General features: G+C 69.8%; 28 protein-coding genes. 13 read left to right on the top strand and 15 right to left on the bottom strand.

Annotated features, from left to right (window positions below; genetic code table 11):
• Window positions 1–21 precede the first annotated feature (21 nt).
• Together ACWEJ6_RS05480 and ACWEJ6_RS05475 are read right to left on the bottom strand one after the other, a co-directional pair.
• Complete coding sequence (locus tag ACWEJ6_RS05480; RefSeq protein WP_452421480.1) at window positions 22–684, bottom strand: response regulator; 663 nt, start codon at window positions 682–684, stop codon at window positions 22–24.
• A complete protein-coding gene (locus tag ACWEJ6_RS05475; RefSeq protein WP_452421478.1) occupies window positions 681–1,985 on the bottom strand; it encodes a sensor histidine kinase in 1,305 nt (434 codons plus the stop codon). Before ACWEJ6_RS05475 ends, ACWEJ6_RS05480 begins: the two co-directional genes overlap by 4 nt.
• Before the next feature lie 134 nt (window positions 1,986–2,119).
• Here ACWEJ6_RS05475 and ACWEJ6_RS05470 point away from each other — a divergent pair, with 134 nt between their 5' ends.
• The 3 genes from ACWEJ6_RS05470 to ACWEJ6_RS05460 are packed head-to-tail and all read left to right on the top strand — an operon-like array spanning window position 2,120 to window position 5,078.
• Entirely contained in the window at window positions 2,120–3,055 is a 936-nt protein-coding gene (locus ACWEJ6_RS05470) for an ABC transporter ATP-binding protein (protein ID WP_452421476.1), read from the top strand.
• Window positions 3,052–3,849, top strand: coding sequence for a hypothetical protein (locus ACWEJ6_RS05465; protein WP_452421474.1), 798 nt, complete (start codon window positions 3,052–3,054; stop codon window positions 3,847–3,849). Before ACWEJ6_RS05470 ends, ACWEJ6_RS05465 begins: the two co-directional genes overlap by 4 nt.
• A gap of 20 nt (window positions 3,850–3,869) precedes the next feature.
• Window positions 3,870–5,078, top strand: coding sequence for an alpha/beta hydrolase family protein (locus ACWEJ6_RS05460; protein ID WP_452421472.1), 1,209 nt, complete (start codon window positions 3,870–3,872; stop codon window positions 5,076–5,078).
• A 70-nt stretch (window positions 5,079–5,148) separates the two neighbouring features.
• Here the strand turns inward: ACWEJ6_RS05460 and ACWEJ6_RS05455 are convergent, their stop codons facing one another.
• The gene (locus ACWEJ6_RS05455; protein ID WP_452421471.1) at window positions 5,149–6,018 is read right to left on the bottom strand and encodes an alpha/beta hydrolase family esterase; all 870 of its coding nucleotides are present in this window, start codon (window positions 6,016–6,018) and stop codon (window positions 5,149–5,151) included.
• A 337-nt stretch (window positions 6,019–6,355) separates the two neighbouring features.
• Here ACWEJ6_RS05455 and ACWEJ6_RS05450 point away from each other — a divergent pair, with 337 nt between their 5' ends.
• Window positions 6,356–6,661, top strand: a complete 306-nt coding sequence (locus ACWEJ6_RS05450) for a hypothetical protein (RefSeq protein ID WP_452421469.1) — start codon at window positions 6,356–6,358, stop codon at window positions 6,659–6,661.
• Here the strand turns inward: ACWEJ6_RS05450 and ACWEJ6_RS05445 are convergent.
• The 4 genes from ACWEJ6_RS05445 to ACWEJ6_RS05430 form a co-directional block, all read right to left on the bottom strand.
• Window positions 6,648–6,956, bottom strand: a complete 309-nt coding sequence (locus ACWEJ6_RS05445) for a MiAMP1 family antimicrobial peptide (RefSeq protein ID WP_352329610.1) — start codon at window positions 6,954–6,956, stop codon at window positions 6,648–6,650. The genes ACWEJ6_RS05450 and ACWEJ6_RS05445 overlap by 14 nt on opposite strands.
• Window positions 6,957–7,181: 225 nt before the next feature.
• On the bottom strand, window positions 7,182–8,375 hold the full coding sequence (locus ACWEJ6_RS05440; RefSeq protein WP_452421467.1) for an Ig-like domain-containing protein: 1,194 nt from the start codon (window positions 8,373–8,375) through the stop codon (window positions 7,182–7,184).
• Window positions 8,376–8,543: 168 nt separating this feature from the next.
• Complete coding sequence (gene recD2, locus ACWEJ6_RS05435) at window positions 8,544–10,757, bottom strand: SF1B family DNA helicase RecD2 (RefSeq protein WP_452421465.1); 2,214 nt, start codon at window positions 10,755–10,757, stop codon at window positions 8,544–8,546.
• A 306-nt stretch (window positions 10,758–11,063) separates the two neighbouring features.
• A complete protein-coding gene (locus ACWEJ6_RS05430; protein WP_452421463.1) occupies window positions 11,064–11,588 on the bottom strand; it encodes a hypothetical protein in 525 nt (174 codons plus the stop codon).
• A gap of 292 nt (window positions 11,589–11,880) precedes the next feature.
• Between ACWEJ6_RS05430 and ACWEJ6_RS05425 the strand changes: the two genes are divergently transcribed.
• Complete coding sequence (locus tag ACWEJ6_RS05425; RefSeq protein ID WP_452421461.1) at window positions 11,881–12,327, top strand: tyrosine-type recombinase/integrase; 447 nt, start codon at window positions 11,881–11,883, stop codon at window positions 12,325–12,327.
• 191 nt (window positions 12,328–12,518) lie between these two features.
• Here ACWEJ6_RS05425 and ACWEJ6_RS05420 read toward each other — a convergent pair whose 3' ends face one another.
• Window positions 12,519–12,947 (bottom strand): hypothetical protein, encoded by a 429-nt coding sequence (locus ACWEJ6_RS05420; RefSeq protein ID WP_452421459.1) that lies wholly within the window; start codon window positions 12,945–12,947, stop codon window positions 12,519–12,521.
• A gap of 38 nt (window positions 12,948–12,985) precedes the next feature.
• Between ACWEJ6_RS05420 and ACWEJ6_RS05415 the strand changes: the two genes are divergently transcribed.
• Complete coding sequence (locus ACWEJ6_RS05415; RefSeq protein WP_452421457.1) at window positions 12,986–13,330, top strand: hypothetical protein; 345 nt, start codon at window positions 12,986–12,988, stop codon at window positions 13,328–13,330.
• A 39-nt stretch (window positions 13,331–13,369) separates the two neighbouring features.
• Window positions 13,370–13,939, top strand: coding sequence for a hypothetical protein (locus ACWEJ6_RS05410; protein ID WP_452421455.1), 570 nt, complete (start codon window positions 13,370–13,372; stop codon window positions 13,937–13,939).
• Here ACWEJ6_RS05410 and ACWEJ6_RS05405 read toward each other — a convergent pair.
• The 3 genes from ACWEJ6_RS05405 to ACWEJ6_RS05395 form a co-directional block, all read right to left on the bottom strand.
• Window positions 13,923–14,315, bottom strand: a complete 393-nt coding sequence (locus ACWEJ6_RS05405; protein WP_452421453.1) for a hypothetical protein — start codon at window positions 14,313–14,315, stop codon at window positions 13,923–13,925. The two genes, ACWEJ6_RS05410 and ACWEJ6_RS05405, sit on opposite strands and share 17 nt — an antisense overlap.
• Window positions 14,316–15,164: 849 nt before the next feature.
• Window positions 15,165–15,407, bottom strand: coding sequence for a hypothetical protein (locus tag ACWEJ6_RS05400; protein WP_452421451.1), 243 nt, complete (start codon window positions 15,405–15,407; stop codon window positions 15,165–15,167).
• A gap of 290 nt (window positions 15,408–15,697) precedes the next feature.
• Complete coding sequence (locus tag ACWEJ6_RS05395; protein WP_452421449.1) at window positions 15,698–16,672, bottom strand: helix-turn-helix transcriptional regulator; 975 nt, start codon at window positions 16,670–16,672, stop codon at window positions 15,698–15,700.
• Between the two features lie 65 nt (window positions 16,673–16,737).
• Between ACWEJ6_RS05395 and ACWEJ6_RS05390 the strand changes: the two genes are divergently transcribed.
• Window positions 16,738–18,204: an MFS transporter gene (locus ACWEJ6_RS05390; protein WP_452421446.1), complete on the top strand. Its 1,467-nt coding sequence runs from the start codon at window positions 16,738–16,740 to the stop codon at window positions 18,202–18,204.
• 89 nt (window positions 18,205–18,293) lie between these two features.
• Window positions 18,294–18,791, top strand: coding sequence for a GNAT family N-acetyltransferase (locus tag ACWEJ6_RS05385; RefSeq protein ID WP_452421444.1), 498 nt, complete (start codon window positions 18,294–18,296; stop codon window positions 18,789–18,791).
• Window positions 18,792–18,800: 9 nt separating this feature from the next.
• Here the strand turns inward: ACWEJ6_RS05385 and ACWEJ6_RS05380 are convergent, their stop codons facing one another.
• On the bottom strand, window positions 18,801–19,754 hold the full coding sequence (locus ACWEJ6_RS05380; RefSeq protein WP_387675217.1) for a radical SAM protein: 954 nt from the start codon (window positions 19,752–19,754) through the stop codon (window positions 18,801–18,803).
• A gap of 72 nt (window positions 19,755–19,826) precedes the next feature.
• Here ACWEJ6_RS05380 and ACWEJ6_RS05375 point away from each other — a divergent pair, with 72 nt between their 5' ends.
• From ACWEJ6_RS05375 to ACWEJ6_RS05365, 3 genes are read left to right on the top strand one after another with little or no spacing between them, the layout of a single operon-like run.
• Complete coding sequence (locus tag ACWEJ6_RS05375) at window positions 19,827–20,150, top strand: DMT family transporter (protein ID WP_358286711.1); 324 nt, start codon at window positions 19,827–19,829, stop codon at window positions 20,148–20,150.
• Between the two features lie 52 nt (window positions 20,151–20,202).
• Window positions 20,203–20,757: a GNAT family N-acetyltransferase gene (locus ACWEJ6_RS05370; RefSeq protein ID WP_387675221.1), complete on the top strand. Its 555-nt coding sequence runs from the start codon at window positions 20,203–20,205 to the stop codon at window positions 20,755–20,757.
• Complete coding sequence (locus ACWEJ6_RS05365; protein ID WP_452421441.1) at window positions 20,754–21,053, top strand: DUF952 domain-containing protein; 300 nt, start codon at window positions 20,754–20,756, stop codon at window positions 21,051–21,053. Before ACWEJ6_RS05370 ends, ACWEJ6_RS05365 begins: the two co-directional genes overlap by 4 nt.
• Here the strand turns inward: ACWEJ6_RS05365 and ACWEJ6_RS05360 are convergent.
• Window positions 21,041–21,301, bottom strand: coding sequence for an STAS domain-containing protein (locus ACWEJ6_RS05360; RefSeq protein ID WP_452421983.1), 261 nt, complete (start codon window positions 21,299–21,301; stop codon window positions 21,041–21,043). The genes ACWEJ6_RS05365 and ACWEJ6_RS05360 overlap by 13 nt on opposite strands.
• Window positions 21,302–21,688: 387 nt before the next feature.
• Window positions 21,689–21,979, bottom strand: a complete 291-nt coding sequence (locus tag ACWEJ6_RS05355; protein WP_364335639.1) for a hypothetical protein — start codon at window positions 21,977–21,979, stop codon at window positions 21,689–21,691.
• A gap of 427 nt (window positions 21,980–22,406) precedes the next feature.
• Between ACWEJ6_RS05355 and ACWEJ6_RS05350 the strand changes: the two genes are divergently transcribed.
• Entirely contained in the window at window positions 22,407–23,009 is a 603-nt protein-coding gene (locus tag ACWEJ6_RS05350; RefSeq protein WP_452421439.1) for an SGNH/GDSL hydrolase family protein, read from the top strand.
• A 45-nt stretch (window positions 23,010–23,054) separates the two neighbouring features.
• Here the strand turns inward: ACWEJ6_RS05350 and ACWEJ6_RS05345 are convergent, their stop codons facing one another.
• Window positions 23,055–23,387, bottom strand: coding sequence for a hypothetical protein (locus ACWEJ6_RS05345; RefSeq protein ID WP_452421437.1), 333 nt, complete (start codon window positions 23,385–23,387; stop codon window positions 23,055–23,057).
• Window positions 23,388–23,551: the final 164 nt, after the last annotated feature.

Below are 23,551 nucleotides of genomic sequence, written 5' to 3'. Positions count from 1 at the left end.
TCGCCTCGGCCGGCCGGGCTGTCATCGATCGTGGTGCGGGGTGACCAGGCCGGCGTCGTAGGCGGCGATGACGAGCTGGACCCGGTCGCGGGCGCCGAGTTTGGTGAGCAGGCTGGCGATGTGGGCCTTGGCGGTGCCGGGGCTGATGTGCAGCTGGGCGGCGATCTCGGCGTTGGACAGGCCGCGCCCGGCCAGGGTCAGCACCTCGCGTTCGCGCGCGGTGACGCCCAGCGGCTCGCGGGGCAGCGGGCGGGGCTGGGGGCGGCCGGCGAACTCGGCGATGAGGCGGCGGGTGACGCTGGGCGCGATCAGCGCGTCGCCGGCCGCGACCACGTGGACGGCGGACAGGATGTCCTCCAGCGCCATGTCCTTGACCAGGAACCCGCTGGCTCCGGCCCGCAGCGCGGCGTGGACGTTGGCGTCGTCGTCGAACGTGGTGAGCATGATGACGCGGGTGGCGGGGGATTCGGCGGTGATGGTCTGGGTGGCCTCGATGCCGTCCATGCCGGGCATGCGGATGTCCATCACGACGACGTCGGGGCGTAGCTGCCGGGTGAGCTGGACGGCTTGGGCCCCCGTCCCGGCCTCCCCGGCGACGACGACGTCGGCGGTGCCGTCGATGACCATGCGCAGACCGGCGCGGATCAGCGGCTGGTCGTCGGCGAGCAGGACGCGGACGGTCACCGTGCCTCCTCCTGCGTGCCGCGGCCGCTCTCGCCCACCGGGGCGAGGTGTGGCAGCGGGAGGGCGGCGGTGACGCGGAAGCCGCCCTGCGGGCGCGGCCCGGCGCTGAGGCGGCCGTCGAGCAGGGCGGCTCGCTCACGCATGCCGGCGATCCCGTACCCGCTGCCGGTTGAGCCCGCGCCGGTTGAGGCGGTGCCGCGTCCGTCGTCGGTGATGTCGACGCGCAGTTCGCCGGGCGCGTAGTCGAGGACGACCTGGCAGTGGCGGGCGCCGGCGTGGCGGACGACGTTGGTCAGCGACTCCTGGACGATGCGGAAGGCGCACCGGTCGACGGCCGGGGGCAGCTCGCGTGGCGTGCCTCGGCGGCGCACGTCCACGTGGAGGCCGGCGGCCGTGGTCGTCGCGGCGAGCCGGTCGAGGTCCGCCAGCCCCGCCGGCAACCCCGACCCCGACCCCGGCACCGACCTCGGCCCCGGCACCGTTTCCGGCCCCGCCCCTGGCCCCGTCCACGTCTCCGGCTCTCCGGCGGCCGGGGGCTCGCGGAGCACGCCGAGCATGTGCCGCAGCCCTTGCAGGGTCTGCCGGCCGGCGGCCTCGATCGCGCCGAGCGCCTGGCGCGCCTGGTCCGGCCGGCTGTCGATCACCCGGGCGCCCGCGCCGGCCTGGATGGCGATGACGCCGATGCTGTGGGCGACCATGTCATGCAGCTCTCGCGCGATGCGCAGCCGGTCGGCCGTGACCGCCTGAAGCTCGGCCTGCGCACGCAGCGCCTGCCCGTACTCGCGTCGTTGCCGGAGCGTCGTGCCCGCCGTCCAGGCGACCACGACGCCCAGGCCGAGCAGGAGCGACAGCGCGAGGAAGCCCGGCGCGGCGGCGCGCAGCCCCTGGGCCAGCAGGGTCCCATGCCAGACCGCCTGCTGCACGATCAGCGTGGCGGCCGCCGCCACCAGCCCCCTCCGGCGCGTACGGGTGGCCGTGATGAGACAGACCAGCAGGTCGGCCGCCGGCAGCAGCGGCCAGATCCGGTCGGCGGGCTGCGCCACGGCCACCGCCACGACCAGTTCGGCCAGCAGCACCGCCAGCACCGCCCACGGCCGCCGCCGGGCCCACACCATCGGGACCGACATCACGGCGGCGAACCCGATGTGTGCCGCGCCCACCGGCAGCGGGCTCTCGCCGTCGGTCAGCGTCACGACGTACAGCAGCGGCAGGCAGGCCACCACGGCGCACCACGACAGCGCCGTCCGCACGCCGTGCGGCAGCCGCTGCGTCAAGGGTGGCCTGGGCGTTGGTTCGCGCACCCGGCCGATCGTAGTCACCGGTCGCCGCCGCGGGCATCGGCCTGCCGGCCTATGCCCGCGGGCCACCCCACCGGCAGGCGAACCGGCCTGCGGCCAGATGTCCCGCCTGCCCGGCCTGCGACACCGTTGGCCGGGTGATCGAAGTCAACCAACTGACCAAGCGTTACGGCGCGGTGAGGGCCGTCAACGCGCTGACCTTCACCGTGCGGCCGGGCTGCGTCACCGGGTTCCTCGGCCCGAACGGCGCAGGCAAGAGCACCACGATGCGGATGATCCTCGGGCTGAACAGGCCCACCAGCGGCACCGCCACCATCAGCGGCCGCCCGTTCGCCCGTCACCGCGCCGGCCTGCGGCACGCCGGCGCGCTGCTGGACGCCGGCGACGTGCACGGCGGGCGCACCGCGGCGGCCCACCTGTCGGCGCTGGCCCGCGGCAACGGCCTGCCCCGCCGCCGGGTGGGCGAGGTGCTGCGGGAGGTGGGTCTGGAGGGCGTGGCCCGCCGCCGGGTGGGCGGCTTCTCCCTGGGCATGCGCCAGCGGCTCGGCATCGCCGCCGCCTTGCTGGGCGACCCGCCGGTGCTGCTGTTCGACGAGCCGGTCAACGGCCTGGACCCCGAGGGCGTGCGCTGGGTGCGCGGCCTGTTCCGCCGCCTGGCCGCCGAAGGACGCACCGTGCTGGTCTCCAGCCACCTGATGAGCGAGATGGAGCACACCGCCGACCGGCTCGTCGTCATCGGCCGGGGCGAGTTGATCGCCGAGGAGAGCGTGGCCGAGTTCGCCGCCCGCGGCACCGGCTCGTCGGTGACCGTGCGCTGCGGCGACCCCGCCGAACTGGCCGCCGTGCTGGCCCAGGCAGGCGCCCGCGCGCATCAGGACGACGACGGCGCGCTGACCGTCACCGGGCTGAGCGCCGCCCGCATCGGGGAGCTGGCCTTCGAGCGGCGCATCGTGCTGCGGGAACTCGCTCCGCGCCGGGCCTCGCTGGAGCAGGCGTTCATGGAGCTGACCGCCGACCGCGCCGACTACCGCGCCGACTCCCATGCCGCCGCCCTGGCAGGTGACCGGCGATGACGGCCGCCCGCCGGCGTGACCTGCTGGCCGCCGAGTGGATCAAACTGTGGTCGTTGCGCTCCACCCGCTGGCTGCTCGGCCTCGGCCCGCTGGCCATCGTCGCCTTCGCCGCCCAGAGCAGCCTGAACGCCTACCGCGAGTGGCCCAGCTTCCCGCCGATGCAGAAGGCGACGTTCAGCCCCTTGAACGAGGCGTTCAGCGGACTGTCGGCCACCATGTTCATGATCGGGGCCGGCGGCCTGGGCGCGCTGACGATCGTCGGCGAGTACGCCACCGGCCTCATCCGCACCACCCTGACCGCCGTCCCGGCCCGTCACCGCGTCGTGGCCGCCAAGCTCGCCGTCGTCGGCGGCGTGCTGCTGGCCATCGGCGTGCTCGTCTCGGCCGCCACCTTCGGCGTCAGCCAGGCCATCCTGTCCGGCCGCGGCGTCGCCGTCGCCCTCGACGATCCCGGCGTGCTGCGCGTGCTGGCCGCCAACGCGCTCCTGGCTCCGCTGTCAGGGCTGGTCGGCATGGGGATCGGCGCGCTGCTGCGGCACACCGCGGCCGCCGTCGTGTCCGTCTGCGCGGTGCTGGTCATCGTGCCGACGTTCTTCCGGCCGACCGTCCACCAGTGGCTCAACGACCTCTACGCCCTGGTGCCCTTCTACGTCTGGCGTACCTGCCTGGGGCTGCCCCAGCTCCGCGACGACCCCGCCCTGCCCACGGTGGCCGGCTCCTGGGCCGTGTTCGCGGCCTGGCCGCTGGCCGCCGCCGTCCTGACCGTGCTCGTCGTGCACCGCCGCGACGTCTGACCGCTCCTGAGAGGAATCCGATGAACTCCCTGCTGTTCCGGCCGCTGGCGGCCTGCCTGGCCCTGGCCGTCACGGCCTGCGCCACGCCGACCGCCTCGGCCACTCCCTCCGGCCCCTCCACCGCCTCCGGCCCGGCCGCCACCGGGTCCCCGGCCGTCACCGCGTCGCCGGCCATCGCCCGGCTGGAACTGCCGCGCCCCACCGGCCCCGATCCGGTCGGCCGCGACGTCCTGTCCCTGGTCGACACCAGCCGTAAGGACCCGTGGGTCCCGCGATCGGGCCCGCGCCGGCTGATGGTCTCGATGTACTACCCCGCTCGCTCGGCCACCGGCGCCCCGGCGCCCTTCATGACGGTGGAGGAGGCCGCGTCCCTGCTGCGGCGCAAGGCCCCCGGCGCCGACCTGCCCGCCGAGATCGTCAGCGGCATCCGCACCTACGCCCACACCGGCGCGCCCCCCAGGCGCGGCCGCCGTCCGCTGGTGGTGCTCTCACCCGGCCTCGGCCTGCCGCGGGCCAGCCTCACCTCCCTGGCCGAGGACCTGGCCAGCCGCGGCTACGTCGTCGCCTCGCTCGACCACGCCTACGAATCGTCGGGGACCGTCTTCCCCGGCGTCGGCCTGCTCACCTGCGCACCCCTGTGCGACCAGCCCAAACCCCCCGAGGGCGGCAAGGCCGCCATCGCCAGGAACCGCGCCAAGGACGTCTCCTTCGTCCTGGACCGGCTGACCGGACGCCACCCGGCCTGGAAACGCGCCGACCTGATCGACTCCAGGCGCGTCGGCATGGCCGGCCACTCACTCGGCGGCGAGGCCGCCTCCACCACCATGGCGACCGACAAGCGCGTCAAGGCCGGGATCAACCTCGACGGCACCATCAGCGCGACCCTCCCCGCCACCGGCCTGGGCGATCGCCCGTTCCTGCTGATGGGCAGCCAGAGCGACCACAGCCCCGGCAAGGACGACACCTGGGACAGCGCCTGGCGGACCCTGCGCGGCTGGAAGCGCTGGCTCACCGTCGCCCAGGCCCAGCACAGCAGTTTCACCGACCTGGCCATCCCGCAGAGCAGAATCGGCCCGCCGGCTTCCGGCGTCATCGCCGCCGAGCGCGGCCTGGCGCTCACCCGCGCCTACGTCGCCGCCTTCTTCGACCAGCACCTGAGGAACATCAGACGGCCCCTGCTCGACGGGCCCACCCCGGACAACCCCGAAGTCGGCTTCCACAATCCGTGACCCGGCACCGGGAGGCGCACGCGCCGCTCTCTCCGTCCGCCGCCCTTCCCCTGATCGCGTCCGGGGCCGGTCAGCGGGTGGGGGCGCGGTCGAAGGCGTCGAGGATGAGGCGGCTGGCGTCCAGGTCGCGGGCGGTGTCGCCGAGGCCCGCCACCTCGATGGGGCCGGGCCAGGTGTGGCCGCCGCCGTCCACCGTGTACAGGCGCAGCGTGGCTCCCCGCGCGCAGGACGTCCACAGGCGCAGCCGGACGCGGCGCAGGGGATGGCTGGTGGCGGGGGAGGTGCAGCGCTGGGCGGTGGCCCAGGCGTCCATGGTCTGCTCGACCGGGGGCAGCACGATGAGCGCGGCCAGGTGCCGCAGTCGGCCGCCGGGCTCGGGGTGGCCGCCGTCGTAGGGGACCAGGCGGTCGGCGGTGCCGTGGAAGGCGACGATCGTGGTGGGCACGGGCTGGGCGCAGGGCTGGGCGATGGGGATGCCGGCCACGGCGGCCACGCCGCTCAGGCGTCCGTCCAGGGCGCAGACGAGCGAGGCGGCCAGGCCCGCGCCGTAGGACAGGCCGGCGGCGAACTCGCGTCCGGGGTGGGCGCACTGGTGGCGTTCGACCTCGTCCAGCAGGGCGGCCAGGTAGGCGGTGTCGTCGGGGCCGGCGGTGTGTGGCAGGGTCCAGGCCAGCCGTCCGGGCGCCGATTGGGGGGTGATGACGATGTAGCCGCGGCTCGGGCCGATCTGGGGCAGGCGGCTGTAGGCGGCCTGTTCGGCGGCGTTGGAGCCGAGCCCGTGCAGGTTGAGCAGCACGGGGTGGGGGCCGGGCCCGTCGGGGACGGCCAGCAGGTAGCGGCGGGTCAGACCGGCGGTGGTCAGCTGGTGAGCACCGGAGGCGAGCCGGCGGGCCGTGGCCGCGCACCCACTGCTCGCCGCACCCCGCACCCGCTCCCGCATCCGCTCCTGCCCCAGGTCCTGTCCCTGCTCTTGCCCCTGCCGCTGCCCGTCTCCCTGCGCCTGTCCGGGAGTCCGGCCCTGCGCCTGTCCGGGAGTCCGGCCCTGCGCCTGTCCGGGAGTCCGGCCCTGAGCCCCGCCCAGCGCGGGGTCCTGCACCGGGCCTTGCGTCCGCGGGGGAGTCGCCTCCTGGGACGATCGAGGAAGGGGTGCCACTGCGGAGGGCGGCGAGGAGGCCTGCCCGCCGGCCGAAGGCGACCGTTCGCCTGCGCCCGGCAGAGAGGGCACCGCGCAGCCGGACAACACCGCCATCACCACGAGCGACATCAGCGCCAAGACCGTGGTGCTCGTGGTGATGCTCGCGTCGGCGCCCGCGGTGCTGATCGTCCTGGCTCTCGCCGTACTGCTGGCGCTCGCTGTGTTGGTGCTGGTGCCCACGGTGCTCGCGTCGGCGCCCGTGATACTGGCCGCCGTGCTGCTGCTCGCGGTGGTGCCTGCGCTCCTGCCCATCTCGCCCCCCGCGCGTGCCGATGGTCGTACTGGCAAGTGTGCCTCGCACGGCCGTCCGTACGCGCGCATGCCGAAACCGGCCGCCCCCTGTGCCCGGGGGACGGCCGGTCAGGGGCGGCGGGTCAGCACACGATGAAGATGCTCTTCCAGCCGACGGGGGTGCGCTGCTCGGCGTTGCGGTTGGAGGCCAGTTCGAAGTGCATCACGCCGGAGGCGTTGGGCTGGTTGTACATGCGGCCGCTCTGGCCGTCGCCGTACCACTTGTAGGAGCCGTGGTAGGGGATGTTGGACACGCCGCAGGCGTCCAGGACGACCGAGCGGCCGGTGAAGCCGGGGCCTTCGTAGGCGACGTACTGGGAGGCGTACGCGGCGCCGGCCGAGGCGAGGACGAACCCGGCGGTGATCGCGGGGACGAGAAGGATCTTCTTCAACGTGTACTCCTTCGAGGGTTCCTGACGAATGCCCACGGTGGGTAATCGTATGGCAACCCTTCGTACACGTCGAGGCGTTTTCGCTGATGGCGGGGGCGCGGGGCCGTCGAGGACGGTTGACGACAGCGGTCCGGGCCGTCGAAAAAGCCGCTCACCGCCGCGCCTGCCGGCGGCGGTGAGCGGCTGGAAGCCGGCCCGAAAAAAGGAGGGGGAGCGGGGGAGCGGTCAGGACTTGGCGTGCAGGGCGCTGCCCTTCTTCCACTGCGAGAAGGGCAGCTGCCAGTAGCCCCAGCCGTTGTTCCACTCCAGCTCGCGGTTGGTGCCGGTAATCTCCACGACGTCGCCGCGCTGGAAGTTGTCGTAGAACCACTTGGCCTGGTCGGGGCGGGAGTTGATGCAGCCGTGGCTGACGTTGCGCACGCCCTGGGCCCAGACGTTGTCCTTGGCGTGGACGTACTCGCCGGAGTTGGAGATGCGCACGGCGTGGTTGATCATCACGTCGTAGTAGCCGGGGTCGCCCTTCTTACGGCCGGGGGAGATCATGCGCACCGGGTTGCCGCGTTCCATCGTCAGGTGCACGCCGGAGGTCGTGGTGTACTCGCGGGTGGTGGCCATGCCGGCGCTGATGCGCATGGTCTGCACGCGCTTGTTGTCCTTGTAGACGTACATCATGTGGGTCTTGGTGTTGACCTTGCTGATGACCTTGGCGCCGATCTTGAGGCTGGCGGAGTAGTCCTTCACGCCGTACAGGCCCTTGCCGGCCTTGACGCCGGTGATGCGGGCGTTGAAGGTGACCTTCTGGTGGGCGGGCCAGTACTTGGCGGTGCGGTAGATGACGGTGGTGTCGTTGATCCACCGCCAGGCGCCGGTGACGGGCTTCTCGGCCTCCACCTCCAGGGCGCGCTCGACGGCCGCCTTGCCGGTGACGGGCTGGTTGAAGGTGACGATGATCGGGGCGCCGACGCCGAGGGTCTCGCCCTTGGCGTTGGGGGTGACGTCGGCGACCTGCAGCTCCCGCTCGGGCTTGACCGTGGTGAAGGTGCTGGTGGCGGCGGTGGCGCCGGCCTTGGCCGAGACGTTGTAGTTGGTGGAGGGCTTCAGCGGCGTCCGGGAGACCCATTTGGTCTTGTCGGCGTTGAACCTGCCCTCGACCGTGTGGCCGCCGCCGTCGACGGTCACCTCCTCCAGCGCGCCGCCTGCGGCGGTGACCACGACCTTCTTGTCGGGGCTGACCTTGGCGCTGCCTTCGGCGGGGCTGATGGTGACGGTGGGCGCCTGCGGGGTGGCCACGGTGGTGGCTTCGGGCGCTTCCGGCCCGCGCGAGGCGGCGTTCCCGCTCGAGCAGGATGCCGTCAGGGCCGCGACCGCCAGCAGCGCGAGGCCGACGGCAGACTTCGTCCATGCGGGCGCAACGTTCAAGACTGTCCTCTCCCCCAGGGCGGCAAACCCACCCCAAAGACTTTAATGCTCCTGCATGTATGACGCAGAAGCATTTAGGAGAGTTCGGTCACATTTGCATCACTAATTGCTGTCAACCCCAGGTCAACCTGCGTCAACGCGACGATCAACGCTCTTGCCCGTGAGGGTTCAGCGCCGCTCCAGGCGATGGGTCAGGCTCGTGTGCCGCCGTCCGGCGCCCTTGGTCCGTACGGCCTGGGCCAGCGCCCGCCGCGACCCCACGATCACCACCAGCCTCTTGGCCCGCGTGATCGCGGTGTAGAGCAGATTGCGCTGCAGCATCATCCACGCGCTGGTGGCCAGCGGGATCACCACCGCCGGATACTCGCTGCCCTGACTGCGGTGGATGGAGACGGCGTAGGCGTGGGCCAGCTCGTCCAGTTCGTCGAAGGCGTAGTCGACCTCCTCGTCCTCGTCGGTGCGCACGGTCAGGCTGTGGTCGTCGGGACGGATGCCGGTGACGATCCCCACCGTGCCGTTGAACACCCCCGCCGCGCCCTTGTCGTAGTTGTTGCGCAACTGGGTGACCTTGTCGCCCACCCGGAACACCCGCCCGCCGTACCGGCGTTCGGGTATGCCCTCGCGGGCCGGCGTCAGCGCCTCCTGCAGCGCGATGTTCAGCGCCCCCGCCCCGGCCGCGCCGCGGTGCATCGGCGCCAGCACCTGCACCTCACGCCGGGCGTCCAGCCCGAACCTGGACGGGATGCGCCGCGCGACGACGTCCACCGTCATCGCCGCGATCTCCTCCGGCTCCTCGCACGGGAACAGAAAGAAGTCCGACATGCCGGCCAGCACCGGATGGTGCCCGGTGTTGACCCGGTGGGCGTTGGTCACCACCCCCGACTCCTGCGCCTGACGGAAGATCTGCGTCAGCCGCACCCGCGGCACGTCCACCGCGGCCAGCAGATCCTTCAGCACCTCCCCGGCCCCCACCGAGGGAAGCTGGTCCACATCGCCCACCAGCAGCAGATGCGTGCCCGGCGCCACCGCCTTGAGCAGCTTGTTGGCCAGCAGCAGGTCCAGCATCGAGGCCTCGTCCACCACCACCAGGTCGGCGTCCAGCGGGTTGTCACGGTCGAAGGTGGCCTCCCCGCCCGGCCTCAGCTGCAACAACCGGTGAACCGTGGTGGCCTCGTGCCCGGTCAGCTCCGACAACCTCTTGGCCGCCCGCCCGGTCGGCGCGGCCAGGATCACCTTGGCCCGCTTGGCCCTGGCCAGCGTCACGATCGACCGCACGGTGAAACTCTTGCCGCAGCCCGGCCCGCCCGTCAGCACCGCCACCTTGCACGTCAGCGCCAGCCGTACCGCCTGACGCTGCTCGGGCGCCAGCTCGGCGCCCGTCTGGGCCGCCAGCCACGACTCGGCCCGCTCCCAGTCGACGTCGGCGAAGGACCGCAGCCGGTCATGGCCGCTGTTCAGCAACGACAACAACCCGCCGGCCAGCGACAGCTCGGCCCGGTGGAAGGGCGGCAGATACACCGCCGGCACGCTGTTGTCCCCGGCGGGCACCTGCTCGCGCACCACCCCCTCCTCGGCCGCCAGCTCCTCCATGCACCGCGTGGCCAGCTCGGCCGGCACGTCGAGGATCTTGACCGCGTCGGCCACCAGGTTCGGCGCCGGCAGATAGCAGTGGCCGTCGTCGGCCGCCTGCGACAACGTGTACCGCAGCCCCGCCTTGACCCGCTCGGGACTGTCATGGGGGATCCCCACCGCCTGGGCGATCGTGTCGGCCGTCTTGAACCCGATGCCCCACACCTCATCGGCCAGCCGGTACGGCTGCCCGCGCACCACCGAGATCGACGACTCCCCGTACTGCTTGAAGATCCGCACCGCGATCGAGGTGGACACCCCGACCCCCTGCAGAAAGATCATCACCTCTTTGATGATCTTCTGCTCCTCCCACGCCGCCGCGATCATCTTCGTCCGCTTGGGACCCAGCCCCGGAACCTCCACCAGCCGCTGCGGCTCCTGCTCGATCACCTCCAGCGTCCCCGTACCGAAATGATCGACGATCCGCTCGGCCATCTTCGGACCGATCCCCTTGATCAGCCCCGACCCCAGATATCGCCGGATGCCCTGAACCGTGGCCGGCAACACCGTGGTGTAGGACCACACCTCGAACTGCCTGCCGTACCGCGGATGCGACGTCCACCGCCCCCGCAACCGCAACGACTCCCCGACCTGCGCCCCCAGCAACGGCCCCACCACGGTCAGCAACTCCGCCCCCGACCGCTCGGTGGCCACCCGCGCGATCGTGTACCCCGTCTCCTCACTGGCGAAGGTGATGCGCTCAAGCACCGCATCGAGGGACACACCGAGCGAACCGTTGGCGTCAGGCTTCACGCAAACCCCTCTGTTGCCTGTTTTGAAGGCAAGGGTAGAGCAGCAGGAGAGCGACAAGCCGAAGACCGCATGGTCCCGCCGGCGGCGGCGCACGCGATCGACGTGTACCTGGCCGACCGCGCCGAGCAGGCCGGGGTGGCGGTGGCGGTGGCGGCGCTGACCGGCCCGCTGTTCGCGCCCGCCACGGGCCGGCGCCTCGACCGCAAGGACGTGTACGAGTCCGGCGTGTCGGCCGTCAGGCCGGGATCGAGGGGCTGCACCCGCACAAGCTCGCCTCCTGGGCGAGCGTCGCGAAGCTGTGCCGCACTACCAGGCGTCCCAGACGACCTTGTTCGAGTTGCTCATGTTGTAGATCACCACGTTGCCGTCGGCCTGGATGACGAGTTCACAAACCGCGCTGCCGCTGCACGTTGACCATGTGTTGGAGGCCCATCTGACGATAGGGGGATTGTAGGCGTAGACCACGAAGTTGCCGTCGGTTTGGAACTCGGCCCGATAACCACTGGGCTTCGTCAACGTTTCGGTGGTGTTGGCCGCCCAAACCGCTCTGCCGTTGTTGTAAAGCACGAGGTTACCGTCGGATTGCATGATCAGCTTCGCGGCGCCAGTCTGGCAGACCTCTTCCCCGCTCCTGAGGAGATTTCCGCCTCCTTCACTGATGTGCCAGTTATTGCCGACTTTCCTCGCAGCCCGGAACTGACACTTTGGGTCATAAGTAAAGGCGGCTGATGTGGCATCCTGCACGGCGTGTGCCGGCGGTGTTGCGACCGCTAAGGTTGCGGAGAGGAGCAGGGCCGTGGTGCTGATACGTGCAATTTTGCAGCGTGGCATGGTTGGTCTCCCCGTGACTGTTGCTTCCCCCTAAGGGTTAATAGTCAGGGCTACGCTACGGCGTGCCGAGGAGATTCGTCCATGGCCAAATGTCGCAGCTTCTTGGCTGACGTGAGGGGTGACGTCGCCTCAGTTTCGTTCGACGCCTTTGGCATGTCGAGTTTCGAGCTGGTGGCGTCTCTCGTGGGGTCTCTCGCCTGCCCGGGCGCTCCGGCCGGTGCCATTTCGCCGCATCCAGCGAACCGGCGTTGCGTCTGGTCCACGACCGACGGCGGCCGGCTACGACGACGAGGTGCTCTGGCTCGCGGCCGAGCTGCCCTACCGGGCGGTGTTCATCGATGACCTCCTCGGCAAGGCCGGCATGACGGAAACCAGTGGACAGGCTCCTCGATGGCGAAGGCGAACCGTGACCGCCGAGCTGGTGCCGCACCCGAACGCCGATGCGGCCACGGGGCGGCGGCCCGACCGTCAGGCCAGGATGGAGCGGCTGCACCCGCACAAGCTGCGGCACACCTTCGCGACGCTCGCCCAGGAGGCGGGCGTCAGCGTGAAGAAGATCCATGAGGCGCTGGACCACGCCCAGTCCTCGACCACGGACATCTACCTGGCGGCCGCTCGGCGGCTGGAGGACGATCCGTCCGACCTCGTTGCTGCATCGATCGAAGAGGCCACGAGGTCGCCCACGACTGTGATCAGCATGTCGTCCTTCCGACATGCTGATCACGCGTTGTTCCATTAGGTGGTTGATAGGGCGGCGTCCGTGTGCCGAGGTGGGCCTGACGGGCTATCGGAGCCGTCCTATCGCAACGCCGACGATGAGGGCAGCTCCTGCTGCCGCAGCGGCACGCCAGTGCCTCTTGCCCGGCGCGGTCTGTGGACGAGTTATGGGCATTGCTGGTACCCGAGTAGCCTTCGCCAGCTCTTCGTCCATTATCCGGGAAAAGCGCGGGTGCGGACGTTTCGCCGATCGGCCCTGTACCCGTCGTCGCACTCCGCCCAGCGTCTCCGACCTGCCTCACCCGCGAAGAGACCTGAAACAAGCCGACGGATTTCCGAGTCATCCATCAGCCCGAAGTTGTGCATCGAGCGCCACTGCTCAAGCCCGAGGTTGACGAGGATGCGAAGCCGGAGGGGAAGGTCGTCTTCTGGGCCGTGCCACGGGACCCCCTCCACCTTGCACGAGCTTCGGGAGCCCTCCGCATGAGCGCCGCGCCGCCCCTCGGCCGCATCGTCCACTACCAGCTCACCAACGAAGACGCAGACGACATCAACCGCCGCCGAGACGCCTACGAGGCGTTCCAGCGGGGCTGCACGCCCGCGCTCCCCGGACTGGCTGACCGGGACGGCCACGTCGCGCACGTCGGCTCCCGCGTCATGGTCGGCGACGTCTTCCCGCCATGGTCGTGCGCACGTCCGGCACCGCCCACGCCAACCTCCAGGTCCACCTGGACGGCAACGACACCTACTGGGTCACCAGCCGGATCGAGGGCGGCCAGCCCGGCACCTGGCACTGGCCGCCCCGCGCCTACCATCTCTCACCCCTCGGAGAACTGATCATGTGGCACTCGACCGACTGCCTCAAGCGCGACGGCCGCCAGCGGCATGCTCGTCCACCGCGGGTTCTGGGCGCACCAGGTGCCGCGCCTCATGCTCTGGTGCCGGCTCCGTGGTCACAAGCCGGTGGTCGACAGGTACGGGCCGACGCCGCCCGGCACCGACGCGGCCCGCTGGGTGGTCTGTGATCGGTGCGGTGCCGCCCCGACCCGCAAGGCAGCCTCCACGTGCGGCACTTCGACGTTGGCCAGCCCTACAGCGGCAAGGTGTACACGCCCGAGTTCACCCAGACCATGCAGGCTCTCGACTCGACAACGTGGGGGCCCGGTCCGTGGTCTGACCGGCCGACCGGCACTCTCGGCGGCGAGTTCGTCCTCGGCAGGACGTTCGGCGTCTTCTCCGCCCAGCTCACGATCGGCGCGGCCGGGACCGAGCACACCGTGTCCGGGCACCTGAGGGTGTGGCCGCTCGGCGCGCTCTACCTCCACCCCGAGGCGTTCGGCACGTGGCTACAGCGCCGCCTCGGCGCCGAGGGCTACGAGCCACGCGTCATCAACGTGTCCGTCGGCGAGTGGGGGATCGGCTGGCAGTGGCGGGCGCGCGAGAACCACTGGTCACGTGACGACCCGTGGTGGATGCACGGCCGGATCAGCCTCAACGGCGACATGCCAGTTACTCACGTGGCCCGACATGGGCCAAACGGTCGAGATCAACGCGAGTGCCGTGCCCCGAAGGTTTCAGGGCACGGCAAGCGGCGTCAGCGGATCAGACCCTGTCGACTCAGTTGGGCGGCGTGATGTCGAAGAAGGGGCTGCAGTTGGCGGGCCAGGGCCGCGTCGCCATGGTGCCCGGAGGCGGGAAGACGGTGCACGTGCTCTGCGCTATGCGGGAGTGCGCGTTGAGGACAGTGACATGCACGGTCGTCCCCTCGTCGGGCGCAGCCAGAGTGATGTCGACCAGGCGGCCGAAGTTCCTGGGCAGCCGCGAGGACAGGTCGTGCCATCGTGGCGTCGTCCGCGGGTCCCTGATCAGTACCTTGTCCTCCCGAACGACCCCGACGAACTTGGTCGGCGGCCTCTCCTCGTCCTCGGGGTCCCCTTGGAAGGCCGAGTCGATCGCGACAGCGTTGTCGTCGTCCATCCCGCCGGGGAAGGAGCGGTTCTTTGCTTTCACGACCTTGGCATCCGCGAGGCCGTGAACGCCGGCGACCGGTGTCGTGTGGACGCCGGCAAAGGCCGGCGCTGGAACTGAGAGAGCCGTGAGTGCGCTGGTTGCCGTAGCGGCTAGAGCAAACGCCAGCACGCGTGTGATGCCGAGTGGGTGCGAAGCGCGCCCGCTCTGGTATGGAGCCACGTGTTTCCCCTGTAGATGCCAGATTCGAACGAATGGGGCCAATAGCTGCCCCTAAATGGTTGCAAATTTGAAAGTACCCCTTCGGCGAAGCGATAAAGCACACACGTTTTTCTGTGGAAGGTAAGGAGTTTCGAAAGACAAATAAAAAGCAATCGTTTCAGATATTTAGCAGCAAATAGGGGGAGGCGTGCATATTTGCGCACGATGATCCTGGACAGGGCGAGTGAGCTCCGGGGCTGCATGTACGGGGACAGACGCGACGGCCCGCCCCGGGCGGCGCGCCCAGCCACCGCGCACCCACGCCCGGCACAGGCCCGCCAGGCAGAGGGTCCGGCAGGTCGCGGCCGCCTGCTCGGCGGGCCGGGTTCGTCCTGGGCGGCCCCATCCACCCCGTCTCCGACCAGATGCCGTCTGCTCACCCTGGCGCTTGTACGAGTTCCTTTACTCCGCCTCGCGCCCGAGGGAAGGAGCTGTACGCGCGGGTGAAGCGGGGCCCCGGTCAGGCGACGTGACGGCGTCTACGGCCCGGAGTCGAAGGCCGTGTGCGCCAGCTACCAGGACAAGGCCGGTGCGACGCCGACCGGTGTCATCGACGAGACGACCTGGGATCTGACCTGGTCGTGGAGGCCTGCGCAGCTGCCCGCTCGACTCCCGATGCCCCGAAGACGCCTAGAAGAGCACGCCCCCCGTGAACGTGGTCAATGTCGCAGCCCACAGCAGCCAGCCTGCGAAGAAGTCCTTGTACTGACTTCGGAACAGCCCCACCAGCCCCGCGCTCAGAAGAAACACGCAAACCAGCAGGAACCCGACGGGCACGCCGACGGCCAGGCTACTGAACGCCAGCAACATCAGCGAGCCGACCCCGGTCAGGAACAACCCGGCTGCGACGTGCACTGCCTTGCCGATCGCCACGACGGCACTCCTTGATGCACGAGTAAGACGAAATCGCGATGAGAAGCACAGCGGCGTCAGATATCCGCGCTTCGCCGCTCAAGAGCCTACAGATGTGCCGTCCCCAGCGAACTGGGCCCCCTTCTTCCCGCCGAATCAACCACGTGCCGAACAACTCCCAGCATCCGCCCTCCTCGGAGTGGGCGCCTCCGCACAGCCTTGCCCAGCATCGGCGAGACGCGGACGCAGCCGATGGCAGGGAGGAGCTCATGGCTCTTGACCAGGGGAGAGGCGCCTCACGACAGCAGGGTTCACCGCGCCGCGGAGTCGAGCCCCCTGCCGATCCGGGCGCCCAGCGAGCACAAAGCCTGCCTGAGCTCGGCCGGTTCGATGTGCGCGAGATCGGCGTCGAACGTGAGCAGCAGCCCCGCCAGCCCCGGCCATGACCACGCGCCGAGCGTGAGCCGGCACGTGCCCTCGCAGACGTACTCCACCGTCGACCCGCCAGGGGCGAACCGGGCAACCGTGGCAGCGGGCAGAGCCAGAACGGCCGAACCGCGGCACGGCCATTCAGCGGCGGCGTCCCCACGGTCGTGCGCCGTCATCACGAAGACGACAGGATCACCGTGCGGGACGTCACGCCGCTCGAAAGGGACGTGCGTGGGCGGGTGCGGCGCGCAACGGTCCACCCGCATCGCGCGCCACCGGCCGGCGTCCCGGTCGAAGGCGACCAGATACCAGCGCGCGGCCCACACCACCAGTTCATGCGGCTCCAACGTGAGCGTGACAGGCTCGCCGCCGCCGGTGTAGTCCACCCGCACGAGATGCCGCCGGTTGACCGCACCGCCCACGGCCGCGACGACCCCGGCCTCGATCGGCGGCGCGGGGAACTCCCAGTAGTTACGCGCCGAGGACACGGTGAACGCCTCGGCCTGCAGACGGCCGCGCACCGGCATCGCCTGGTGCAGCGTCGCCAGAGCACGCGCCGCGTTCTCCCGGATACCGGACAGGACCGCCGGCACCGTCTGCAGCGCGACCGCCGTGGCCACCGCCTGATCCTCGTCGAAGACCACCGGCGGCAAACGGGCGCCACGACCGAGCCGATACCCTCCACCCGCACCGCGAACGGCCTCGATCTCGTACCCGAGATCCCGCAACGTCTCGATGTCGCGACGCACGGTCCTCACCGACGCCCCGACCCGGCCGGCGAGCTCGCCGGCCGTCAGAGTCGCACCGATCCCGAAGATCGACAGCAGCTTGAGCGTACGCGCGGACGTGGCAGCCATGATTGCCCGATCCTCCCACCCAAAGCGGCCACTCGATGGCAACCATGCCGACAAAAGTGGCCGCCATGACCGACACACCCAGCCCCCGAACCACCGAAGCGCCCCCCACACGCGACACCGGCACCCGCGCGACCACCGCGCTGCTGGTGGTCCTCCTCGGATCCTTCATGGACCTTCTCGACGCGACCATCGTCACCGTCGCAGCCCCCGCCATCGCCCACGACCTGGCCGCCGACGACACCCAGATCCAATGGACGATCGCCGCCTACACCCTCACCCTGGGCACGGGCCTCATCACCGGCGGACGCCTCGGAGACCAGCACGGCCGCAAGCGCCTGTTCACCATCGGACTGACCGGCTTCATGACCACCTCGGCACTGTGCGCCCTGGCAACCGACCCCGGCATGCTCATCGCCATGCGAGCCGGGCAAGGACTGACCGCAGGAATCATGGTCCCGCAGGTGTTCGGCATCATCCGGGCCACCTTCCCCCCGGGGGAACACGCCAAGGCCTTCGGCGCCTACGGAGCAGTCCAGGGCCTCGCCGCGGTCGCCGGACCACTGCTGGGCGGCCTGCTCGTCGACGCCGACCTGCTCGGACTGGGCTGGCGCACCATCTTCTGGATCAACGTGCCCCTCTCCATCCTCGCCCTCACCGTCGGCGCCAAAGCCCTGCCGGAGTCCCGCTCCACCGCCACCGCCCGACTGGACCTCACCGGCGCACTCCTGGCCGCCACCGGCATCCTCCTCCTGCTCCTGCCGATCATCCAGACCCAGACCTGGGGATGGACCTGGACCAGCTACGCCCTCCTCGCAGCCGGAACCCTCCTGCTCACGATCTTCCTCGCCCACGAACGCCGCCTCACCCGACGCGGCGACGAACCCGTCCTCGACCCCGCCCTGCTCAGAACCCGCGCCTTCACCGTCGGCCTGACCGCCTCCACGCTCTTCTTCGGCGGCATCGCACCGTCCTTCCTCACCCTGTCGGTCTACCTCCAGAACGCGACCGGCCGAACCGCATGGCAGACCGGCCTGGTGATCCTCCCGTACGCACTCGGCTCGATCATCACCTCCGGCCTCGGCGTCGCCCTCGCCACCAAAGCAGGCAGAACGCTCCTCATCACCGGCTCACTCACCATCGCCGCATCCCAGCTCACCCTGTGGTCCATCGTCAAAGACGGCAACCAGCCCGGCTACTGGCCCCTCGCCCTCGCACTGCTCGCCGGCGGCCTCGGACTCGGCCTCGCCGCACCCATCCTCGTCAACGTCGTCCTGGCAGGCGTCCCCGGACGCAACGCAGGCGCCGCGAGCGGCGTCCTGTCCACCGTCAACCAGATCGGCGGCGCGGCTGGCATCGCCGTCCTCGGCACCATCTTCTTCACCACCGCCACCCCACCAGCCACCACACCACCGGCGCCGCCCGCCTACAGTCACGCGCTCAGCATCGTCCTGATCGCCTCCACCGCGCTCTACCTCATCACCGCACTCGTGATGCTCGCACTCCCGAAAACCACAACCACGAACGCCCCATAGACACGACCCCAGACGGGGGAGCGGGACCACACCACCAACCCGACCCCCGTCAGCACCCAACCCACCCACCACCCCTTACAGTGTCACCGGTGAAGATCAGAGAAGGCCGCCCCGGCGACGACGCCGTCCTCCTGACCATGTTCGACAGCGCCGTGCAATGGCTCGTCAGCCAGAACCGCACCGGCCAATGGGGCACCCGCCCCTTCACCGGCGACCCCCGCCGCACCCAGCAAGCCGCCGACTGGCTCGCAGGCGGCGGCATGCGCATCGCCGAGATCGACGACCAACCAGCCGGCTGCATCGTCGTCGGCGACGCCATGCCCTACGTCACCCCCGCCACCGAACCCGAGCTCTACGTCCAGGTCCTCGTCATCGACCAACGCCACGCAGGACGATCCGTCGGACGACACCTCCTGCAATGGGCCCTGCAAGAAGCCCGCGACCGCGGCCTCGGACTCGTCCGCGTCGACTGCTACGCCGGCGACGACGAACGCCTCGTCTCCTACTACGAAAGCTGCGGATTCACCCGCGACCAGCCCTTCACCGTAGGGGAGTGGCCCGGCATGATCCTCCGCCAACGCCCCTGACCCCGGCGATCACACCAGCGACAACTGAGCCGCCGACGGCCCCCGACCCACCGGCTCGGGCGCACCGCACCGCATCCCATAAACCCGGCACAACTGCGCGATCTGCCCCGTGATCCGCTGCTCATAGCCGGGGGAGGGGAATCCCGCCCGATCGTAGAGCTCCTCATAACGCTCCACCAGATGCGGATGCGCCCCAGCCAACCACCGCAAATACCACTGCCGCGTCCCCGGCGGCAACCGCAACACCACCGGCTCCACCGCCACCGCCCCCGCACCCGCGATCCGCCGCACCGTCGCCGTCAACTGATCAGCCGCATCACTCAGCAACGGCAACACCGGAGCCATCAACACCCGGCACTCCACCCCCGCCTCCACCAGCGCCGACACCAACTCCAACCGCGCCTGCGCCCCCACCGCACCCGGCTCCACCGCACGCCTGATCCGCTCGTCCACGAACGCGATCGACACCGCCACCCGCGCACCCGCCCGCGCCAGCACCTCCGCATCCCGCAACACCAACGCACTACGCGTATACACCGTGAACGGCACCCCCGCCGCCCCCAGCGCCGCCACCACCCCCGGCATCAACCGATACCTCTCCTCAGCAGGCTGATAACCATCGCCCGCCACCCCCACCGCCAGCGGCTCGCCCTCCCACCGCCCCAACTCCGACCGCAACCGCTCCACCACATTCGCCCGGACCACGATCCGAGCATCGAAATCAGCCCCCGCATCCAACCCCAGCCTGCGATGACCCGCCCGCGCCCCACACCCCAAACACGCATGCGCACAACCCCGATAAGGCGAAACCGCCCACCGCTCGACGATGCCCGCACTCCCAGGCACCCGCTCGATCACCGTACGGGCCTGCGTCTCATAAAAACCGTCACGCACCACCGCGCGCCGCTCGATCAGCGGCCGCTCATCGACCGCCTCGACAAGCGCCAGCGCATCCCAACCCACCCAACCAGTGGAACACGCATTCGACTACCTTTTCAAGCCGAACCCGCAACACCCACACCCCGAAGGAACCCCATGGCCTGGATCCTGCTCGCCCTCGCCATCGCCTCCGAAGTCCTCGCCACCACCGCACTCAAACTCAGCAACGGCCTCACCCACATCGGCTGGACCATCGCCGTCGCCACCGGCTACATCACCTCCTTCGTCCTGCTCGCCCGCGCCCTCAAACTCCAACTCGACATGGGCACCGCCTACGCCATCTGGTCCGGCGCCGGCACCGCCGCCATCGCCCTCATCGGCGCCACCCTCATGGGCGAAACCCTCACCCCCCTCAAGATCAGCGGCATCCTCCTCATCATCGGCGGCGTCATCGTCCTCAACCTCGCCGGCAGCCACTGAACCCCACCAAAAACGCATTGAACACCCCCCACCCCCTCCCTACACTGCCCCCGTGCTCACACCCGAATACCCCCTCACCACCCCCCGCCTCCGCCTACGCCCCTTCACCCCCGACGACCTCGACGCCCTCCACGCCTACGAATCCCGCCCCGACGTCACCCGCTACCTCTACTGGGAACCCCGCGACCGCCAAACCACCCGCACCTCCCTCGACAAAAAAATCACCCGCCACACCCTCCACGACGAAGGCGACGCCCTCGACCTCGCCATCACCCTGCGCACCACCGGCCAACTCATCGGCAACGCCCTGCTCATCTGGACCAGCACACAACACCGCCAAGGCGAAATCGGCTACGTCCTGCACCCCGACCACCACGGCCACGGCTACGCCCCCGAAGCCACCCGCCCCCTCATCCACCTCGGCTTCACCCAACTCGGCCTCCACCGCATCACCGGCCGCCTCGACGCCCGCAACAAAGCCTCAGCCCGCGTCCTGGAAAAACTCGGCATGCGCCACGAAGCCACCCTCATCGACAATGAAATCGTCAAAGGCGAATGGACCAGCGAAACCATCTACGCCATCCTCGAAACCGAATGGACCCCATGACCGTCCTCCACCACCTCGCCCTGCAAACCGACTGGCAACACGCCCAGCAAGCAGGGGAGTACCGCATCTCCACCCTCGGCCACACCCTCGACGACATCGGCTTCATCCACCTCAGCCACGACCACACCCAACTCCGCACCGTCCACGACACCTACTACACCGCCGTCACCCAACCCCTCCTCGTCCTCGACATCGACCCCACCGGCCTCGACATCCGCACCGAGAACGGCTACCCCCACCTCTACGGCCCCCTCCCCGTCACCGCCGTCACCGCCACCCACCCCTACACCCCCTGACCACCCGTCCACCCCATCGCCCGCAACAACCGCAACACATGCGGCGGCGTCCCCACCAACTGCGTACGCCCCGCCCGGCACGACACCACCAGCAACCGCGCCCCCTCCACCCCCAGAAAATCCAGCCCGCTCACATCCACCACCAGCGACTCGTCGATCCGCCGCGCCCGGCCCAACGTCTCGGCCAGCGCCACCTGATTCGTCGCGTCCACCTCGCCCACCAACCGGATGATCGACGGACCCGGCATCGGGCAGCACGTGATGCGCAACTGGTGATCGACATAGAGCAGATGGGGGAGGGACGCACACCCGAGGGGGTCCGGGGTATTCACGACAAAGCCGCCATTCCCGGGCTCACACATGCCCGGTGTCGGAAGGGGGGAGTGGACCGTGGACCGTGCGGCCGGTGACGTACGCCGGGACCGCCGACCCCCCTGGACCAAGGCGGCCTCGCCGAGGCCGGAGGGGTTTCACGCCCCCTATTCACACACCCGCACCCCGACAGCATAGAGCAGCCGTCCGACCGCCGTGCGTAATCGCGGGGATCTCCAGAGCCCCACGAGCAGCCCTTTTGCGGACGGATTACCCAAACCACACAGAATCCACGTTCTGTACGGTATGAGCAGTTTGTCCGGCTAGAGGCGGTTCACGAAGCGGGAGGCGGCACGCTGGCTCATGCCGGTCTCGCCGCGCACCAAAAAGACGGCTTCCTGGATCTGACCGAGGGCCTTCAGCTCCCGGGCCTGGTCCACCAGGTCGACGCTGGGGTTGGGGCGATTGCGGGGGCTTTTGGTGAACCGTACGGCCAGAATGATCAGCCAGATGACGGCGGCGACGATGACCGCGGTGAGTGCGACGAGGCCGGCCGTCGAGGCGGCCAGAGCCGGCGGGGCGGCGAGGAACTGGCTGGACGTCAGGCTGGGCATGGTGGAAATCTGCCCGGCGGGTGACTGTTCATGCGGGATGTTTTTGCTGCGTCGTGGCGTTGGCTGGTTGCTCGATAATGAACATTATGTCAAGTAGAGCTGATCGAGGGCCTCCTCCGCGCTTCCGGTCGCGGGTGGGTGTGCCGTCGCGGTGGCGGTCGGCTGCGTTCGGCAGCTGTGTGATCGAACTCGGGTGCGATCGCTGTCGTGCTTCCCGCCGGGGGGTCTGTGCGTACGGGGCGGATGGGCGACCCGCTTCTGGCGCCTGAGGCTTGGCGGCGCGGTTCGGCCTCCCCCTTTGCGGATGAGGCCGATGGGCGGTTGTGTCGGCGGCGCTACCTTTTGGTGGTTGTCCCAGCGTTGGTTCGTAGCGCTACTCCCCCGTGCAGGGTGGTGGGGGCGATGATCGTCTAGCCTTTCGTGCGGCATGGTCGTCGTCTGGGGTGTGGTGATCGGGATGAGCACGGTGTGGTTGTTCACGGGTGACAGCGTGACTCAGGGGGCGTTGCACACGTTCGGGTGGCGTGACTACACGCAGTTGTTCGCCGAGCGGGTGCGGTTCGAGCTGAACCGGCCGTCCGATGTGGTGATCAACACCGGGGTGAGTGGTCAGAAGGTCTCTCAGCTCGATGTGGAGAACGCGGTGTTGCGTCATCGGCCTGATGTGGTGGTGCTGATGTTCGGGCTGAACGACTGTGTGGCGGGGCCGGCGGGTCTTGCGGCTTTTGCCCGTGACTATGCCGCTGTGGTTTCCCGGGTGCGGGAGGCGGGGGCGAGGGTGGTGCTTCAGACGCCGAATCGGGCGCCGGAGTCCGGCTGGGCGGATCTGCCGGCTTATGCCGAGGTGGTGCGTTCACTGGAGGCGGATGTGCTGGTGGATCATCATGCGGCCTGGGACGGTGGCGAGCATTGGATGGGGTCCGGGTGTCATCCCAATGAGTACGGGCATCGGGCGTTGGCGAGGAATCTGCTGCGGGTGCTCGGCCTGTGGGAGCCGGTGGGGGTGAGTGGGTCTTTGTTCATCCCGTGAGGGGCGCCGGGGTGGTGGGGCCCGCGCGTGGCGGTTGGGCGTTTGTCAGGACGGGATGGGTGGGCATTCGAGGACTTCGATCGAGTTGCCGGACATCAGGGCGATGTGAGGGTGGTCGCTGAAGAGCTGTGCCGCGTCTTCGTGGGTGTGGGCCTCCACGATCGCGTATCCGGTCTTGGCGTCGGTGAAGTCCTCGATGCCGTGGGTCGTCACCAGTTTCTTGCGGAAGAGGGGCGCTCCGGGGTCGATCAGGGCGTGCTCGTTCTTCTGGGCCCATGCCGCCCATGCGTGCATGAACTCGTTCTGCTGCTGCTCGGTGAGTTCGGCCTTGTCGGCGTTGTCGGCGGCGCCGTTGAGGACGGCGAGGAACTTGGCCATGGGCGGAGAGTAGCCCACGAGCACGGAGACGTGGGCTAGGTGCGCGGTTGTTCCTGGTTGATGCGGTTGAGCAAGGGCTGGCTCGTCATCGGTGGTTCCCTTGGGTTGCTTGTGGGGTTGGTGGGAAGTTTTTTCGGGTGTTTCCGCCTTCATTGTGATCTTGG

Source organism: Nonomuraea sp. NPDC004702, from assembly GCF_053601695.1.
The sequence above is the reverse complement of the archived record's forward strand: the minus strand, read 5'-3'. Positions and strand labels throughout refer to the sequence as shown.

Excerpts from the sequence above, each read along its gene's own strand:
- ACWEJ6_RS05365 (WP_452421441.1), top strand. The coding sequence starts at position 20,754 with ATGACCGTCCTCCACCACCTCGCCCTGCAAACCGACTGGCAACACGCC.
- ACWEJ6_RS05390 (WP_452421446.1), top strand. The coding sequence starts at position 16,738 with ATGACCGACACACCCAGCCCCCGAACCACCGAAGCGCCCCCCACACGC.
- ACWEJ6_RS05360 (WP_452421983.1), bottom strand. The coding sequence starts at position 21,301 with ATGCCGGGTCCGTCGATCATCCGGTTGGTGGGCGAGGTGGACGCGACG.
- ACWEJ6_RS05460 (WP_452421472.1), top strand. The coding sequence starts at position 3,870 with ATGAACTCCCTGCTGTTCCGGCCGCTGGCGGCCTGCCTGGCCCTGGCC.
- ACWEJ6_RS05430 (WP_452421463.1), bottom strand. The coding sequence starts at position 11,588 with ATGCCACGCTGCAAAATTGCACGTATCAGCACCACGGCCCTGCTCCTC.
- ACWEJ6_RS05355 (WP_364335639.1), bottom strand. The coding sequence starts at position 21,979 with ATGCCCAGCCTGACGTCCAGCCAGTTCCTCGCCGCCCCGCCGGCTCTG.
- ACWEJ6_RS05465 (WP_452421474.1), top strand. The coding sequence starts at position 3,052 with ATGACGGCCGCCCGCCGGCGTGACCTGCTGGCCGCCGAGTGGATCAAA.
- ACWEJ6_RS05395 (WP_452421449.1), bottom strand. The coding sequence starts at position 16,672 with ATGGCTGCCACGTCCGCGCGTACGCTCAAGCTGCTGTCGATCTTCGGG.
- ACWEJ6_RS05350 (WP_452421439.1), top strand. The coding sequence starts at position 22,407 with ATGGTCGTCGTCTGGGGTGTGGTGATCGGGATGAGCACGGTGTGGTTG.
- ACWEJ6_RS05455 (WP_452421471.1), bottom strand. The coding sequence starts at position 6,018 with ATGCGGGAGCGGGTGCGGGGTGCGGCGAGCAGTGGGTGCGCGGCCACG.
- ACWEJ6_RS05375 (WP_358286711.1), top strand. The coding sequence starts at position 19,827 with ATGGCCTGGATCCTGCTCGCCCTCGCCATCGCCTCCGAAGTCCTCGCC.
- ACWEJ6_RS05345 (WP_452421437.1), bottom strand. The coding sequence starts at position 23,387 with ATGGCCAAGTTCCTCGCCGTCCTCAACGGCGCCGCCGACAACGCCGAC.
- ACWEJ6_RS05415 (WP_452421457.1), top strand. The coding sequence starts at position 12,986 with ATGGTCGTGCGCACGTCCGGCACCGCCCACGCCAACCTCCAGGTCCAC.